Consider the following 15,306-nt stretch of genomic DNA (forward strand, 5'->3'; position numbering starts at 1 on the left):
CGGGGAGTTAACCCCGACGTAAGCACATTCCATCGAAAGACTTAACGCTTCACCCGCACCGCGCCGAGGAAATCGCGCTTGCCGACCGCCACGCCATGATGGCGCAGCACCGCATAGGCGGTGGTCGCGTGGAAGAAGAAGTTCGGCAGCGAGAAGCTCAGCAGGAAGTCCTCGCCGCGATATTCCATGCGGCCGACGCTGAAATCGAACACGACATCGCGATCCGCCGCTTCGTCGACTTCGCCGGGTTCCACCGCCTTGAGCGCCGCGATCGCGCCGCTCACCGCCTCGCGCAGCGGTGCGAAATCGGTCGGCGGTGTCGAGGTGTCGGGGCCCGTGCGCCCGTCGCGGAGCGCCTGAATCGCGCCGGCCGAGCTCAACACACAGTATTGGATCTGCTTGCCGAAGTTCCACATGTCGGGGGCGAGCCGGGCGTCGGTCAGTGCTTCCGGCGGCAGGCCGTTCTCCCGGCAATGCGCCTCGGCCTTGTCGATCAGACGACCGACCGAGGGCAGGATCTGCAAGAACATGCCGACCGTGGCGTTGTGGAGCGGACTGGACATGCGAAAGCTCTCCCCGAGTAACGATGGGGAGGCTAGGCCAGCCTGCTCGGTGGAGCAAACCGGCTAATCGGCTTGGCTAACGAAACCTTGCCGAGGCGCTTCGACGACTCAGGCGGCTTCGCGCGCCGAGCCTGGTTCCTTGATGATGAGATTCCGGCCTGCCGCCTTGGCGGCATAGAGCGCATCGTCCGCGGCTTTCATCGCCTCGCGTGGACTTGGATGGGCGAACACGTCGGCGATACCGCCCGAGAAGGTGATTCGCCCAAAGGGTATGTCGGTGGCGCGGTTCACCAGTCGACGCTCGGCCATGGCATCGCGGGCTTCGTCGAGCACGGACCATGCTTCTTCGATGGACTTGCCGCGGAACAGGATGACGAATTCCTCGCCGCCGTGGCGGGCGACGTGGCAATTCTCGTTCGAAATCTTGGCGAGTGTCTGCGCGACGGCCCGAATGACGCGGTCTCCCGCTTCGTGGCCGTGGGTATCGTTGACTCGCTTGAAGTGATCGATGTCGCAGATCGCGACACAGAGCGGTTCGTTCAGATCGAGAGCCGTACCGGTCTCGCGCTCGAGCACGCTCTCGAAGGCGCGGCGGTTGGGCAGGCCGGTGAGGTGATCGAGCTCGGCGCTGCGGCGCGCTTCGTCAAGGCTGCGCTGGAGCGCACGGGTCTGCATCTCGGAGCGGTTCATCTCCTTCTCGATCTCGCGGGTGCGGTCGAGCATGAGACGGGCGATGTTCGCCAGCTCGGTGATGACGATGCCGGCCTTCGAGACCTGCTCGAGTTCGCTGACGTGCTGTTCGAGCGCCGAATTGTATTCGTTGGCCGCGCTTTTGGCCGCGACCGTGGTCTGACCGAATTCCTGGATCGAGTGTTCGAGCTTGGCCATCATGGCGTCGAGCTGGGCGACGCCATCGTTGCGGCCGGTGGCGCGGCAGGCATCCTCGAGCCAGTGCATGTTCACGGGCTGGCGCGAGATGACGCGCTCCTCGAGCAGGCAGGCGAGCTTGGGATCGGCGCCCGTCAGCACGTCATGCGCGATCGCGAGCGTGAACGAGTTCACTTCGAGGTGATGGGTCAGCAGGAAGCTGCCGATATCGGTGAGCAGTTGGCGCCGTCTGCGTTCGCGCGGATCTTCGTGCTCGGCGGGCGTCGGCGTGTCGCCGGTGGCCTCGACCGTGTCGATGTCCTCGTCCCCGTGCGGTCCGGCGCCCAGCCCGAGCCAGCGCAGGATGCCCTTCGATTTCGCCTCATGATCGCTCATGCGCTGGTTAACGACGATTTTGCCATGAAATTAAGGCGCGGGGGCCGCTTTGCGCGGCTTTTTTCGCAGGCTGGCGCGATTTTTTTCGCGCGAGCGCCATCGGCGCTCAGGGCTGGAGCGGGGCAATCTCATCGCCGGGAGAGAAACAGACGATCGGTATCTCGCGATCGGTCGCCGCCTGATAGTCGCGGTAAGGTGGGTAGAGATCGGCCATGAAGCGCCAGATCGCCGCGCGTTCCTCGCCAATCGGCTCGCGCCAGCGGCAGCGAAAGGCCTGGCCGCCGATCTGGATGGTCACTTCGTCCGCGGCCCTGACGTTGTGATACCAGGCGGGATGGACGTCGGCGCCGCCCTTCGACGCGACGATCGCCACGTCGCCGCCGGTGTCGCCATAGATCAGCGGCGTCACCCGTCGCTCGCCGCTCTTGCGGCCGCGGGTCTCGAGCAGCAGCGTGGTGGTGAAGCGGTGCCCGCCGAGGTGGCGATAGTCGAGGATGTGACCTTCGCGTCCGCCCGAGGACAGATAGGTGTTGCGGTGCTGCGTCACGAATTCGAGCGTCGCGCGCTCGACCTCGGTCATCTCGACTTTGTCCCCGCCCATGCCTTCCTCCTTCAGGTCTTTGCCAGAGTGTCAGAGATGGCGATCCGGGAAAACGCGAAATGCTTGTCGGAGGCGGAACAGACAAGGCAACGGCGGCCGAGCGAGAGCCCGGCCGCCGTCTGATACTTCCTGGCTTTGCGGGTACTTAGCGCACGCGCGGACCGCCGAAAGGTAGCGGCGGAGGAGGACGGCGCGCGCCGCGCGGCAGCTGCGCCTGATAGGCGCGGCCGCAATGCTCAACGCAATAAGGGAACCCGGGGTTCACCTTCTCGCCGCAGAAATGGAAGTCGGGCTCGCCCGGATGGCCCATCGGCCAGCGACAGATGCGGTCGTTCAGATCGAGCAAGCTTGTCTTGTCGGCGATTTCGGCGCTCGGCTTGGCGGGCACCAGGCGACGCGGCGGAGCTGGGGGAATCGGCGCTTGCTGGTCGCCGGGACCCTGACGCAGGAAGCCGCCAGGGCCGACCGAGACGATGCGCGGGGTCGGGGCAGCCGGTGCGGGGGTGCCCGCTGCCGCTGCCGGCGCCGCAGGTGCGGCGGCGACGGGCGCGGGGCGCGATGGTGCGGGTGCCGGCGCGGGGCGTGGCGTGGCTTCGGCGCGCGGAGTCTCGGTCGCAGCCTTGGCGGGCTTCGCCGCAGGCGTGGCAGGAGCTTCCGTCTTCTCGTTCGGCTTGACCGGAGACGGGCGTGCCTTGAGACCGAGGCGATGCGCCTTGCCGATCACGGCATTGCGGCTCACGCCGCCGAGTTCGTCGGCGATCTGGCTGGCGGTGGAGCCGCCTTCCCACATCTTGGTCAGCTTCTCGATGCGTTCGTCGGTCCAGCTCATGCCTATTCCACTCGATCCATTCCGTGACGATGGCCGCCACATTGAGAAGGCGCGCTTGCCACGGCAAAGCGCACCCGATAGTCGCCGTCCCATGGCCGATCAACCCCACCGCGATCCTCAGCGCATTGAACCCGCCGGCACAAACGATGCCATTCCGGGACTGCGCAAGTTTCCGCCGCAGGGAGAAGCCGTGATCCACCAGGTGAACTGGCTGGGGCTCAAGACGCTCTATATGAAGGAGGTGCGGCGCTTCTTCAAGGTCCAGACCCAGACGATCTGGGCCCCTGCCGTGACGACCCTCCTGTTCCTGGTCATCTTCACCGTCGCCATGGGGCGCGGCGACCGCCAGGTGCTCGGCGTCAACTTCGCGACTTTCGTCGCGCCCGGCCTGATCGTCATGGGCATGATGCAGAACGCTTTCGCCAATGCCAGCTTCTCGTTCCTCTCTGGCAAGCTGCAGGGGACGATCATCGATTTCCTGATGCCGCCGCTGACCGAGGCGGAACTGATGGGCGCGATGATCGCCGCTGCCATGACGCGCGCGGTGCTGGTCGGCTGTGCACTCGCCCTCCTGATGGCCTTCTGGCCCGGAGTCTCGCTGCACGTGGCGCATCCCTGGGCGGTCGCCTGGTTCGGCCTGATGGGGGCGCTGTTCCTGTCGCTGCTCGGCTTCCTGTCGTCGATCTGGGCGGACAAGTTCGACCACAACGCGGCGATTACGAGCTTCGTTATCGCGCCGCTATCCTTGCTGTCGGGCACCTTCTACGTGATCGACAACCTTGCGCCGGCGTTTCAGACGGTTAGCCGGCTCAACCCGTTCTTCTACGTGATCTCGGGCTTCCGCTTCGGTTTTCTCGGTCAGAGCGACATCGGCAGCACCAACATGGCCGTATTGCACAGCGCCTTGGGGCTGGGCGTGCTGAACCTCGTGCTCGGTGTCGTGACCTATCTCGTCCTGCGTTCGGGCTGGAAGCTCAAGAGCTGACCGCCGGCGCGCCTCCTTGGCGCGATCAGTGGGTCAGGCCGCGGCGAAGCTGATAGCGCTCGCCGTTGAAATCCTCGAACAGCTGCTGCAGCGAAGGATGATCGACAGGGCCGCCGGCACCGTCGGCGAGCAGGTTCTGCTGGCTGACATAGGCGACGTAGCTCGAATCGCCATTCTCCGCGAGCAGGTGATAATAGGGCTGCTCGCGGGCGGGGCGCGATTCGGCTGGAATAGCCTGATACCATTCCTCGCTGTTGGCGAAGACCGGATCGATATCGAAGATTACGCCGCGAAAATCGTAGAGCTTGTGCCGCACGACGTCTCCGATCGCGAAGCGGGCTCTCGTCTGGAGAGGGGCTTCGATCAGGCGGCCCGCTTGGGGCGAGAAGAAATTGGCACGTTCCATGGGTGGGATATAGGTTCGAGGCCCAAGTGTAACAAGCAAGTGGTAAAAACGTTCCACGGATTTCGCATGACGGGGCTTGGCAAGCGCCACCTTCTCCGCTAACCGCCCGCTTCCGACCCGGCAGCCCCATCTTTGGGGGCGCTGAGACACTTCACGGAGAGGTGGCAGAGTGGTCGAATGCGCCGCACTCGAAATGCGGTGTACGGGTGACCGTACCGTGGGTTCGAATCCCACCCTCTCCGCCATCACCGCTTCCGCAGCGGTCCGCAGCAGTCCGGTAAGATTGTGTTTTTGCTCGAAAAATTGACTTTTAGCTGATCGATTCGGCCATAGCCGTTCGCCACGTTCCGGTCCGGAATATGGTACGCGGCATGGTAACGGCATCGGAAAAACATGGTCTGGAGATGAACCATGCTCAGCGACGCTAAAGTCCGGAATGCAAAGCCAAAATCCAAGCCCTACAAGCTCACCGACAGCGAGCAGCTCTATGTCCTGGTAACGACGGCCGGGGGCAAGAAATGGCGCTGGAACTATACTTACGAAAAGAAGCAGAAGACCCTGTGTCTTGGCGCATACCCCGCGCTGAGCATTGTCGAGGCTCGAACCAAGCGCGACAAGGCCAGGGCCGTTCTCGACGAAGGGCGCGATCCCGGGGTCGTCAAGAAGCTCCGGATCGAAGAGAACCTGGAGGCCGCGCGCAGCACCTTCGAAAAGGTCGCCCGCCTCTGGCATGCCCATTCGAAGTCGCAGTGGTCGTCGCGGCACGCAGACGACGTCCTCAGGAGTCTTGAGCGCGACGTCTTTCCGATGATCGGCAAGCTCCCGATCTGCGATATCACGCCGCCGCTCGTGCTCGAGCCGCTGCAAGTCGTCGAGGCGCGCGGCGCGAAGGAGACGGCGCACCGTCTGCGTCAGCGAATCTCGGCGAGCTTCGAATATGCGATCGCGCAGGGGTGGGCGGAGAAAGACCCCTCCGAAAAGCTCGGCTCCGTCCTCAAGTCCGTGAAGCGCGGGCGGCAGCCGGCGATCACCGATCTTGCGCGCCTGCAGAAGATGATCCGGGACGCCGAGGCGGACTATGCCCGGCCCATCACGCGCTATGCCTTGCGGTTCATCGCGCTCACCGCCGTACGCCCCAATGAGCTCCATGGCGGGGCATGGGCGGAGCAACAGGAGCTGGACAGTGCCGAGCCGCTCTGGTGCATTCCCGCGTGGCGGATGAAGGGAGACCAGGATCGCAAGGAGGATCCCAATGGCGATCACCTCGTGCCGCTCGCCCGGCAGAGCGTCGACGTGCTTCGCGCGATCTGGCCGCTGACCGGCGGCGGGCCCTACATCTTTCCCAATGCCCGCAATGCCCACAAGCCGATGAGCGAGAACGCCATCGGCTATCTGCTGCACCGTGCGGGCTATCATGGCCGCCACGTGCCACACGGGTTCCGGGCGTCGTTTTCGACGATCATGAACGAGTGGGTGGAACGGCACGGCAAGAAGCACGACCGCGAGGTGCTTGACCTGATGCTCGCCCATGTGCCCGAAAAGAAGGTTGAGGGCGTCTACAACCGTGCGGCCTACCTGCCGCGTCGTCGCGAGCTCGCGCAGATCTGGGCCGACATGCTCTGCGAGGGCCTGCCCGAGCCCGAACTGCTGATGAACCTGCCGGCGCGAGAAGTTGGACGCCATCGGCGCCGTGGCCGGCCTTTGGCGGTGACCGACAATTTTCGGTTCGCTGCGTAAGGGAGATTTGGCTTCGATCCCGTTCGGGAACATTTCGGTGATAGGCGCAGGCAAATCCGTTAAATGTTCCCGAACGGGACTTATTGAAAATTTAGCGCTGAACGGCTATTAAAGTCCCCGAACGGGAACAATGGTATGGTGAAAGTCCACAAGTCTGGCCTTGGCATTTCGCCTGACGTGCTACGCGCGGCGGAGCTGGCGGCGCAGTATGCCGAGATCGAAAAACATCAGAAGTTGTTCGATGAGACCGAAGAAGCGCGCCGCATGGCCGAGCTTGCCTCGATCATGGCGCTTTCGCAGGAGGGCTCACCCCTCGAACGGTCGCTTGGTCTGTCCGCAGACAAGCTTGCTGACATCCTGGGCCACGACACCTTCGGTCGCTATGCGCACATCGGTACGACGCCGGCGATGGAGGAGGACCTGCGCATCATGCGCGAGCTGAGACAGCTCCAAGGGCTCGACATATATCGATCTCCTGCCAGCGATGTCCTTGCCGCTATGGAAGCGCCCGTAGCGCCAGCGCGCGAGCATGGCGAAAGCGTGACGAAACCGGTGGCATCCAGGCCCGCGCCGAACCCAGCGGCAACACCAATCTCCTCAATAGCCGAAATCGGGCACCGGGTGCGCGATGCTCGCAAGGCGATGGGGATGACCCAGCAGCGCTTTGCGGATCTGGCCGGCGTGGGGCGCCGGTTTCTGGGCGAACTCGAACGCGGAAAATCCAGCCTCGACATCGGCCTGGTTCTCACGGTTTGCGAAGCGGCCGGCATCAAGATCGGCTTCCTGCCGTGACCATAAGGCTCTCGCTGGACGTGCGTCTTGATGGGGTGAGGGACCCTGTCGGGCGTCTCGATGCGCATGATACCGGTTCAGTGTCGTTCACCTACGCGCAAGGATATGCCGCGGGCGGTCGTCCGATCTCCATGTCTTTGCCGCTCGGCGCGGAGCCGATCGGCGATGGCCTTGCCCGGGCGTTCTTCGACAATCTCTTGCCCGAAAACGATCAGATGCAGCGCGTGATCGACCGCGAAGGTCTCGACCGTGCCGACATCGTCGACATCCTCGCTCATGTCGGCGGTGACTGTCCGGGCGCGATCTCCTGCGTTCCCGTGGGCGCCCCCGCGATCAAGGTTCCGGGAGACCTAGCCGCCGATTACCGGCCGCTCGAAAAGGACGAGATCGCCTTGATCGCGCAGCGCCTCGCGGACCGCGAGCCCTTGCCGGCCGAATTCGACGATCCCTCGCCGGTAGCAGGGGTGCAGCGCAAGATTGCGATCACGGTACTTGAGGACGGTCGATTTGCCTTTCCGATCGACGGTCGCAAGGTGCCTACGACGCACATCCTCAAGGTGCCGCGGCGCGGTGAAGCGGGCGAGGCGCTGCAAGAAGATGCGGCCTGCCGCATTGCCCACGCATGCGGTTTTGCCGTTTCGCGATCGCACCACACGGTCATCGAAGGCGTCGATGCGCTCCTGATCGAGAGGTTCGACCGCCTCGTCCACGAGGGCACCGTCTATCGGGTTCACCAGGAGGATTTTGCCCAAGCTCTGGGACTGCCGGCGCGGCTCAAATACGAGAGGAATGGCGCCGAAGGCCGGCGCTATGACACGCAGCAGGCTCGCTCGGTGCTCGACCGTCTCGCCGCTCCTGCCAAAGCGCGCGAGACGTTCGTCCTGGCCACGCTTTTCAACCTCGCCATCGGTAACACCGACAACCATGCGAAGAACCATGGTGTTCTCTATTCCCCCGATGGCAGCATCCACCTCGCGCCGCTCTACGATTTGCTGCCAATCCGCTTGCATGGACGCTTCACGCATCAGCTCGCCGTTCATCTCGGAGGCGCGACCGATTTCGACGACATGACAACGGACCACATGCTGGCCTTTCTCGCCGAGTTTGGATTGCAGGGGCCGCGTGCCAGGAGGTTCATCAACGGCCCGGTCCGCGAAATGCTCGAAACGATCGAGGCGCGATCTGGAATGCTTCGCACGATCGGGCTGAGGCTGTTCGATGATCTGATCGGGCGCGAGATCGATCACCTGGCGCAGATACTGGAAATTGATCTCGACATCCGCGAGCGCGACTACTTCGAGCCGGCCGGAGGGGGCTGGCTCGCGAGCTAGGGCAGCTATTCACCCAGTTTTCGTTTCAACGCGGCGTTGAAAATGCCATTTCAGTGAAGTTGCGGGGCGGCTTCAGTTGTATGGATGCCCAAGTGGGCTATCACTTTGCCCAAGGAGCATCAGTGTGGAGAGGTCCGTCATCACCCGCAAATCCCCTCCCGCAAAGAACGGGCAGGCATTCGACTTCTCGGCTGTTTATAAGGCGATGCCCGCGGATCGGATCGCGTTCATCAAGAACGGCGTGTCGGCACGCAAAGCCAAGCTGCTCTTCACTCGCTTCCAGCTTGACCAGAAGGTCATGCTCGACGCGCTGGGCCTGAAGACCGCGACCGTCAATCGCAAGGCGGTCAACGACGAGTCCCTATCGACCAACGAGGGTGAGCGGGTCATCGGGCTCGTGAAGCTGGTCGGCCAGGTCCAAACCATGGTCGAGGAGTCCGGGGATCCGGAAGGGTTCGATGCAATTGAGTGGCTATCGTGGTGGCTGAGAAACCCCCTCCCGGCTTACGGGGGGGCGATGCCGATTGACTATCTCGAAACCATGGAAGGGCAGGCCGTCATCTCGCGAACGCTCGCACAGATGCAGTCTGGCGTCTTTGTTTGAGCGGCAGCTTCTGGCGCATCGCAGCCGATACGCCTTCATACGAGGCGGATGACGTCTCGGGTGCCGACTTGCTGGCATCGGCTGAGCAAGTCGACCCCGCCAAGCACATCGGTTGGGAGGCCGAGCCTTCAGGGCGCGCAAGCATCGCTTTCGGCACGGAGTGGGTGAAAAGCCGGCGGTCGCTTCTGCTTGAGGTGCCGTCCGTTATCGTCCCCGAGGAGCGGAACCTGCTGATCAATCCGGTGCATCCCGATGCGGCTCGCGTTTCCGCGCGCAAAGTCAGGAAGTGGCTCAACGATCCGCGCGTTCTGCGCGGCGCCTAGTTCAGGGTAGTAAAACTATCTGATCTGCCACTAGGCCCACTTGTGGGGCGGGCACCCGGGCTTCGAGGCATGCTTGGTCATGAGCCGGAACTTTTAGCCAATCGCCTGTACAGAGATCCGGCGGCCCGGATGCCCTGGCGCCAAGACTCTTACTTTTTGCGCGGCTCTGCAACAATTCGCCGTGCCTGGCGGGCATCTGTTGCGTCCGATCTGAAGCAATCGCGCACGTTTGGTGAATTGCATTCAGGCGCTGGCGATGGTCGACAAAAGCCCAGAACTAGCGGTGCGTCTTGCAAAGCGGAGCCAAGACTCGAAATCGCCTTTCCGATCGCGTCGGGAGGCGAGGCGCTGATATCAGTCAAAGTCCCGGCGACGCAACTTGGGGACTGCGTCGCCGGGAGGAATCCCGCTGCCAGGGCTTAAGTGGCAGCGGGCAGGGACCTCGTTGATCAGAAGAAGAACCGTGCCGACGCAGACACGAGCCGACCGTAGAGCGTGCGGGCGGTCGCGATGCCGCTCGCGGGCACGGCACCGCTCGAGATCGCCGTGATGGCGCGCTTGTCGAAAATGTTGCTCGCGTTGATGCCGAGGACAAGCCGGTCGACCGGACGGATCTGGGCGAAGAGGCCGACCGTTGCATAGCCCGGCATCTTCAGCTGATTGATGTCCTGCGCGTAGCTGGCGGTCTGCCCCAGCAGGTTGGCGCCGACGGTGATCTTGTCGAGATCGATTTGCGGCGTGAGCGTGTAGAGCAGCGTGGCCTGATGGCGCGGCTTGTTTCCGACGAGGGTCGGTGTTTCCGCGGCCGTGATCTCGCCGCCGGTCAGCGTCACGCTGCCAACGACACTGAAGGGACCGCGGCGAATGCTGCCTTCGAACTCCGCACCGTAAGTCCGGTAGCCGCGCGACACGAGCGTCGGCGTCGGTATCCCGAGGTAGTCGGGGATCATCTGCACGTTGGTTTCCCGGGTGGTCGCGTAGAAGCCGGTGACGTTCAGCGAGATGCCATTGTCACGGTACTTGAGGCCCACTTCGCTCTGACGAACGGAATCGTGTCCCGCGCTATCGTCGAGCAGCGCGCCCGTGGTTGCGCTGATTGCCGGGGAGAAGAGGAGGGCGTCGGCACCCGCACGACCGCCCAGGCTGTGACGAGCGAACAGCGAGAAGTTCTCGGCAACACGGAAATTGATGCCGCCCGAATACGACACGTAGTCGTAGCGATAGTCGACGGGGCGCGAAGCACCGGCACCGATCAGGGGAACGCTGGCCTCGGCGCGGTCGATGATGCCGTTGCGGTCGATGTCGATCGCTGCCGAGCCCGAACCCTGAGCCTGAAGGCCCGAGACATTGCCACGATCATAGCGGATGGAGCCGCCGATCGCGATCTTGCCCTTGTGGAAGTTGAAGGAGCCATAAGGCGCCAGAACGTCGTAGTCGACGTTGACGCGCTGCGGTCCGGTGCCGGCGGCGAATGAATAGATGCCGTTGCGCACGATCGCGGTGCCGTTCGCTGCCGTGAGGTTGAGGAGCGCGGAGTGGCCGTTTCCAACGATGTCCTGAAGGATGACCGAGCCATAAGTTTCGCGATCGATCTTCTGGGTCGATGCATAGACGCCCGCAGTCGTCGTCAGGTCGCCGCCGGCGATCTCCCACACCCTGCTCGTGCGCAGATCGTTCGTCACGTTGCGCAGGCTGTTGATCTTGGTGTGACCAACCGAGGTGAGCGCGATGACGCCATTACCGCTGATGCTGGCCGGATTGGCGACGGTACCGGACTGGGGGCCAGTGGCGTAAGAGATACGGCCTCCAGGGCCTGCAAAATAGCTGATCAGCACATCACCGGAGAACTGGATCGAAGGATCGAACAGGTCGGCTTCGCCCGACATGTCCGAATAGCGGAAGCGGTTCGTGAAGTTCCAATCGCCCAAGGAGAACTGCAACTCGGCGCCGAGTGTCTTGGCCTCGACGCGATAGCCGTTCTGCAGGTTGTTGGTGACGATGTTGCCCGTGCCGTCAGCTTGCGTGATGCCGCCGATGTAACGCGACATCACCGTGTCCTGCGTCGCATCGAACTGCGGCATCGCAGCGATCACCGGCTTGTCGTTCGTGCCCGTGACCGACATCGGGCCAGTCGCGTAGCCGGGAAACTTGTCGTCGAGCACCTTGCCGTAAACGCGCAGGTAGCCACCTTCGAACTGCTTGGTGAGGTTGAACTTCACCTGGCCGCCGCGCGTGGCCGTATAACCGGTCTCGCGCGGGCCTTCGCCCTGGCGGTAGAATCCACCGACATGGAAGCGCCAGCCCCCACCGAGGCGGCCGCCGTAGTCGAAATCGACGCGCTTGTTGTCGTGGTCGAGGCCGGCCGAGACCTGGATCGAGCCGCCCTCGACTTCGCCGGTCTTGGAAATGAGATTGATTACGCCTCCCGGAGCATTCGAGGCGAACGTCTAGGCCGAGCCGCCGCGGATGGATTCGACCGAGGCCAGGTTGAGATCGGCGCGGACGAACAGGTCCGGACCCATGTTGGCGAGATCGCCGAATTCGAGAACCGGCAGGCCGTCTTCCTGGATCTGCAGATACTTCGCGCCGCTATTCACGAGCGGCAGTCCGCGGACGGTATAACTGTTGAGGCCTTCGCCTGCGCCGCCCTCGACCCGGATGCCGGGGATGTTACGGAACAGATCCGCGAGCGACGGCGCGCCGAGCTTCACGATTTCGTTTTCCTTGATCGAGCTCGTGGAGGTGGCGCTGTCGAGGCGATCTCGGCCACGGGCCACGCCCGTCGTCACCATGTCGCTGTCGTCGGCCTGGCGGCTTGCTTCCCAAGCCGTGACGGGCTTGGCTGCGTCCTGCGCGAAGGCGGCCGAAGCCTGCGCGGCCACGGCGATGGCGGCCAGCGAAACACAAGAATTGAAGATCGTGATACGGGTATTGAACATCATGCCCCCTGAAACGGTCACTCCGCATTTTTGCGGTGGTAGCGCTATCAGGGCGAATGGTTAAAATTGCCTTACTGGTATGCATGATTGTTCATGTGGTATTGAATTGGCATGCATTCATTAGCAGCGCACCAGGCAGAGTTTTGGCGGTCGTCGCGGATCTGCGCGTAACCGGCGATTATCTGCAGATACGTGCTAATCGAAATCTAGTTCGACGCGTCTAGCGCAGCGCGAGCGGCGCGTTGGCGCTCTGGGTCTTGGCTTCGACGACGAAGGCCGGAACCAGGTGGACCTTGTATTGGGTGGAGATCGAGGTGCAGCGACCCGTCGCCGGGTTCCGGTGGCCGTCGGCCGCCCGCTCCAAAGCCTGGTAAGCGCCATTGCAGGTATGACCGAGCACCGCGGCGCGGCCGACCGATGTGCCCAGGCGCAAGCCCAAGGGCGCAAGCTCGCCCTTGGCCGTGCGACTGTGACGGGCTCCGTATTGCAGGTCGTACATGTCGTCGATCGGCGTGTAGCCCGCGAGCAGGCCTTCCAGACCACCGTCGGGCGCGAACTTGAAGCGCACGCGCGCGGAGCGCAGCACGCGGTCGTCGGTCATGCTGTTGACGATGTTGTGGAAGCGCACGTCGACGGGATCGATCATCAAGACGCCGTCAACGATCCGCCCTCGGGTTGTCGCGCGGTATCGTGCGTCGGGCGTTGCCGCGTAGGTGGCGTAGGGCAGGGCGCTGCGTGTCGAGCTGAGCTCGATCGGATCGGCATTGGCGTAGAACCCGACCTCGACTTCCGGATCGTTGTCGAGGTCATCGACGTTCTTGAGCGTCATCAGGATACCCCAGGAGCCCGTGTACATCTCGGTTTGAAAGCCGTTCGAGCTCCCACTCGACTGGAAACTGGGCGAACAACCGACGACACGGTACCATTGGTTGTCGATGCCGCGTTCGCCATTCGTGCCCTGGAATTCCTCATGCGAGCACGTATCGACGGATCGCGTACGGCTAGCGCCCGGCTCCCGCGCATCGAGATCGAAGCCGTCGACCTTCACGCGGCCCGTCACCATGCGCCATCCCGGATCGACGGGAGCACTCGCGGGATTGAGGCAAATGTTCGTGCCGTCGGGCGCGGTTTGCACAGCGAGGGACAGGCGGCGCTCGTAGCTCTCCTTATCCTCGTCCGCTTTGCGCTGGCCCGCAGCCGTCTTCGAATAGGTCTCGATCAAGCCGCGCACGCCAGCGGACATGCCGGTCGGGCAGGCTCCATCCTTGCCGTCGGGCCCCAGGGCATAGGCGAACTGGGTCACCACGAAACCCGCCTCGCCGTTGCGGAACACTTCGTTGGTGATGCCGCGCGTGGAGTTTGTCTTCGCCGGATCGGCGGGGGAGGCCGCCGCAGGCAGCTGGGATGCGCCGGCAAGCAGGAGAGAAATGGACAGGGCAAGGCTCGTGCGAGCGAGAATGCCGCAGCGTTGGACTTTCCCAGCTATCACGCGCGCGCTCCCGTCAACGGATCAAGGTCGATGTGAGAGGATACCCAAGGTGCGCCGAGACGGCCGGGCAAGGTCGTGCATCGGCAGTCTGCCTTCGCTCCTGCGGAGAGATCGGGCGAACGCGGACCTTCGGATATCCTCTCGAGAAAACGGGTGCCCGCTGAAGCCTTGCTTCGCCAGTGCCTTTACACGAACTTTACATTCGATGGCGTACGGAGCGTGCGGTGAAAGCCTCATACTCCATCGAGTGAGACGGGCTCACGAGACGAGGCTAGGTTGCCGCGTCGGCGCGGTTCTTATCCTGGATCAAGCTTGTAGACCCGCTGGGCGTTGCTCCAGGCGAGCTTGCGGAATGTCGGCCGCTCTACTCCGGTCCACATGATCTTGAGCAACTCGCGCGCGATGCACTTTCCGGCGAGCCCGCCTTGGGCTGCCATCCGCGTCTGCATCGCCGAAGTCCCTACCGCAGCCAGGGTGCCACCGCGACCATCGATGCATCCACAGTCGCTGCCGAAGAGCAATTTGTCCTGGTGCCGGTCGAGAAAGCCGGAGGTGAACTCGGAATCCCGAGCGAGTTGGATCAGCCCCGACGGAGCGCCAAGGTCACCGAACATGTTGGGGTAGTCTGCGAGAAGTTTCTCGGTGAGACCACCGCGATTGACCTTGCCGGTCGGATAGGCTCCGCCATCGTGGAACTGGCTGTCGATGTTCCCCCAGAAGTCCGATGCATGGCAGACGAAACGGGTCTTGGGAAAGGCGCGAAGCATTGCCTCGATGCGGCTGAAACCCGCTATCCCGTAACGTGGCAGATTGGGCACGCTGCTTTCCTGGAAATGCATCATCACGGGTACGTCGAGTTCTGCGGCCAGCGCATAGAGGCGCTGCAGTTCGGGCCCGTCGACCGCGACCACACCCACGGTTTCGGCAAAGCCCTTTGCTCCGGCCCGAACGGCTTTGCGAAGGTTGATGGCCGCTTCGGGCGACGGAATGCGGGCCATGCCGGCGACCGATTCCTGCTGCTGCGCGCCGTCGGCGGCGAGCACCGTGCTCATGGCCCATCCCGAAATTCGTCCCGGATACTTCGCTGCAGTCGCTGCGAACCGATCGGCGGACGGGACCCCAGCAAGTACCAGGCCGTTCGAAATTCCCGCCCCGTCGAGATGTGCGATCAGCGCCGCATCCGTTGGGCGGTCGTGGAAATGACAGTCGACGATCTTCTCGCCGCGCCAAGGAGTATCGTCTTGTTGGGCGAGGCCGGCGGTGCCGACCATCATCGTGCCGCCTGCGGCGCCTGCTGCCACAATAAAGTCTCTTCGCGAAAGTGCGCTCATGTCCATCTCCCCAAATATCACAGGAGGCAGCAAACAACATTCGCATGCGTATGGAAAGGGGGGGCGTAATGGGGCGGCTGTTGCTGCCATCAGGTGGCATCGCGCACAGACGA

At 63.4% G+C, this 15,306-nt stretch carries 15 protein-coding genes and 1 tRNA gene; 7 read left to right on the forward strand and 9 right to left on the reverse strand.

Annotated elements, in window-relative coordinates:
- Positions 1–41 precede the first annotated feature (41 nt).
- The 4 genes from WG901_RS19295 to WG901_RS19310 form a co-directional block, all read right to left on the reverse strand.
- A complete protein-coding gene (locus WG901_RS19295) occupies positions 42–563 on the reverse strand; it encodes a DUF1993 domain-containing protein (protein ID WP_339588745.1) in 522 nt (173 codons plus the stop codon).
- A gap of 108 nt (positions 564–671) precedes the next feature.
- Positions 672–1,826 carry a GGDEF domain-containing protein gene (locus WG901_RS19300; protein WP_339588746.1) on the reverse strand — a complete coding sequence of 385 codons (1,155 nt, stop codon included), beginning with the start codon at positions 1,824–1,826 and terminating at the stop codon, positions 672–674.
- Positions 1,827–1,932: 106 nt separating this feature from the next.
- Entirely contained in the window at positions 1,933–2,427 is a 495-nt protein-coding gene (locus WG901_RS19305) for a nitroreductase/quinone reductase family protein (RefSeq protein ID WP_339588747.1), read from the reverse strand.
- 145 nt (positions 2,428–2,572) lie between these two features.
- The gene (locus WG901_RS19310) at positions 2,573–3,256 is read right to left on the reverse strand and encodes a GcrA family cell cycle regulator (protein ID WP_339588748.1); all 684 of its coding nucleotides are present in this window, start codon (positions 3,254–3,256) and stop codon (positions 2,573–2,575) included.
- 91 nt (positions 3,257–3,347) lie between these two features.
- Here WG901_RS19310 and WG901_RS19315 point away from each other — a divergent pair, with 91 nt between their 5' ends.
- Complete coding sequence (locus WG901_RS19315; RefSeq protein WP_339588749.1) at positions 3,348–4,241, forward strand: ABC transporter permease; 894 nt, start codon at positions 3,348–3,350, stop codon at positions 4,239–4,241.
- Positions 4,242–4,266: 25 nt separating this feature from the next.
- Here WG901_RS19315 and hspQ read toward each other — a convergent pair whose 3' ends face one another.
- Complete coding sequence (gene hspQ, locus WG901_RS19320; protein WP_339588750.1) at positions 4,267–4,647, reverse strand: heat shock protein HspQ; 381 nt, start codon at positions 4,645–4,647, stop codon at positions 4,267–4,269.
- Positions 4,648–4,802: 155 nt separating this feature from the next.
- Between hspQ and WG901_RS19325 the strand changes: the two genes are divergently transcribed.
- The 6 genes from WG901_RS19325 (at position 4,803) to WG901_RS19350 (ending at position 9,434) form a co-directional block, all read left to right on the forward strand.
- A tRNA-Ser gene (locus WG901_RS19325) sits at positions 4,803–4,892 on the forward strand.
- A 166-nt stretch (positions 4,893–5,058) separates the two neighbouring features.
- Positions 5,059–6,384, forward strand: a complete 1,326-nt coding sequence (locus WG901_RS19330) for a tyrosine-type recombinase/integrase (protein ID WP_339588751.1) — start codon at positions 5,059–5,061, stop codon at positions 6,382–6,384.
- Positions 6,385–6,519: 135 nt separating this feature from the next.
- Positions 6,520–7,176 (forward strand): helix-turn-helix transcriptional regulator, encoded by a 657-nt coding sequence (locus WG901_RS19335; RefSeq protein ID WP_339588752.1) that lies wholly within the window; start codon positions 6,520–6,522, stop codon positions 7,174–7,176.
- Positions 7,173–8,507: a HipA domain-containing protein gene (locus WG901_RS19340; RefSeq protein ID WP_339588753.1), complete on the forward strand. Its 1,335-nt coding sequence runs from the start codon at positions 7,173–7,175 to the stop codon at positions 8,505–8,507. The genes WG901_RS19335 and WG901_RS19340 overlap by 4 nt, the downstream gene beginning before the upstream one ends.
- A gap of 124 nt (positions 8,508–8,631) precedes the next feature.
- Positions 8,632–9,111 carry an antitoxin Xre-like helix-turn-helix domain-containing protein gene (locus WG901_RS19345; protein WP_339588754.1) on the forward strand — a complete coding sequence of 160 codons (480 nt, stop codon included), beginning with the start codon at positions 8,632–8,634 and terminating at the stop codon, positions 9,109–9,111.
- Positions 9,108–9,434, forward strand: a complete 327-nt coding sequence (locus WG901_RS19350) for an RES family NAD+ phosphorylase (RefSeq protein WP_339588755.1) — start codon at positions 9,108–9,110, stop codon at positions 9,432–9,434. Before WG901_RS19345 ends, WG901_RS19350 begins: the two co-directional genes overlap by 4 nt.
- A gap of 449 nt (positions 9,435–9,883) precedes the next feature.
- Here the strand turns inward: WG901_RS19350 and WG901_RS19355 are convergent, their stop codons facing one another.
- From WG901_RS19355 to WG901_RS19370, 4 genes are all read right to left on the reverse strand, one after another.
- Positions 9,884–11,653 carry a TonB-dependent receptor domain-containing protein gene (locus tag WG901_RS19355; protein WP_339588756.1) on the reverse strand — a complete coding sequence of 590 codons (1,770 nt, stop codon included), beginning with the start codon at positions 11,651–11,653 and terminating at the stop codon, positions 9,884–9,886.
- Between the two features lie 228 nt (positions 11,654–11,881).
- On the reverse strand, positions 11,882–12,373 hold the full coding sequence (locus tag WG901_RS19360) for a Plug domain-containing protein (protein ID WP_339588757.1): 492 nt from the start codon (positions 12,371–12,373) through the stop codon (positions 11,882–11,884).
- A gap of 220 nt (positions 12,374–12,593) precedes the next feature.
- Entirely contained in the window at positions 12,594–13,862 is a 1,269-nt protein-coding gene (locus WG901_RS19365; protein WP_339588758.1) for a hypothetical protein, read from the reverse strand.
- Between the two features lie 296 nt (positions 13,863–14,158).
- Positions 14,159–15,193, reverse strand: coding sequence for an amidohydrolase family protein (locus WG901_RS19370; protein ID WP_339588759.1), 1,035 nt, complete (start codon positions 15,191–15,193; stop codon positions 14,159–14,161).
- Positions 15,194–15,306 lie beyond the last annotated feature (113 nt).

Origin of the sequence: Novosphingobium anseongense, from assembly GCF_037482895.1 — a bacterium.
GTDB lineage: Bacteria > Pseudomonadota > Alphaproteobacteria > Sphingomonadales > Sphingomonadaceae > Novosphingobium > Novosphingobium anseongense.

Bases quoted from the DNA above. Each gene is read 5' to 3' on its own strand.
- WG901_RS19295 (WP_339588745.1), bottom strand. From the start codon at position 563: ATGTCCAGTCCGCTCCACAACGCCACGGTCGGCATGTTCTTGCAGATC.
- WG901_RS19300 (WP_339588746.1), bottom strand. From the start codon at position 1,826: ATGAGCGATCATGAGGCGAAATCGAAGGGCATCCTGCGCTGGCTCGGG.
- WG901_RS19305 (WP_339588747.1), bottom strand. From the start codon at position 2,427: ATGGGCGGGGACAAAGTCGAGATGACCGAGGTCGAGCGCGCGACGCTC.
- WG901_RS19310 (WP_339588748.1), bottom strand. From the start codon at position 3,256: ATGAGCTGGACCGACGAACGCATCGAGAAGCTGACCAAGATGTGGGAA.
- WG901_RS19315 (WP_339588749.1), top strand. From the start codon at position 3,348: ATGGCCGATCAACCCCACCGCGATCCTCAGCGCATTGAACCCGCCGGC.
- hspQ (WP_339588750.1), bottom strand. From the start codon at position 4,647: ATGGAACGTGCCAATTTCTTCTCGCCCCAAGCGGGCCGCCTGATCGAA.
- WG901_RS19330 (WP_339588751.1), top strand. From the start codon at position 5,059: ATGCTCAGCGACGCTAAAGTCCGGAATGCAAAGCCAAAATCCAAGCCC.
- WG901_RS19335 (WP_339588752.1), top strand. From the start codon at position 6,520: ATGGTGAAAGTCCACAAGTCTGGCCTTGGCATTTCGCCTGACGTGCTA.
- WG901_RS19360 (WP_339588757.1), bottom strand. From the start codon at position 12,373: ATGTTCAATACCCGTATCACGATCTTCAATTCTTGTGTTTCGCTGGCC.
- WG901_RS19370 (WP_339588759.1), bottom strand. From the start codon at position 15,193: ATGAGCGCACTTTCGCGAAGAGACTTTATTGTGGCAGCAGGCGCCGCA.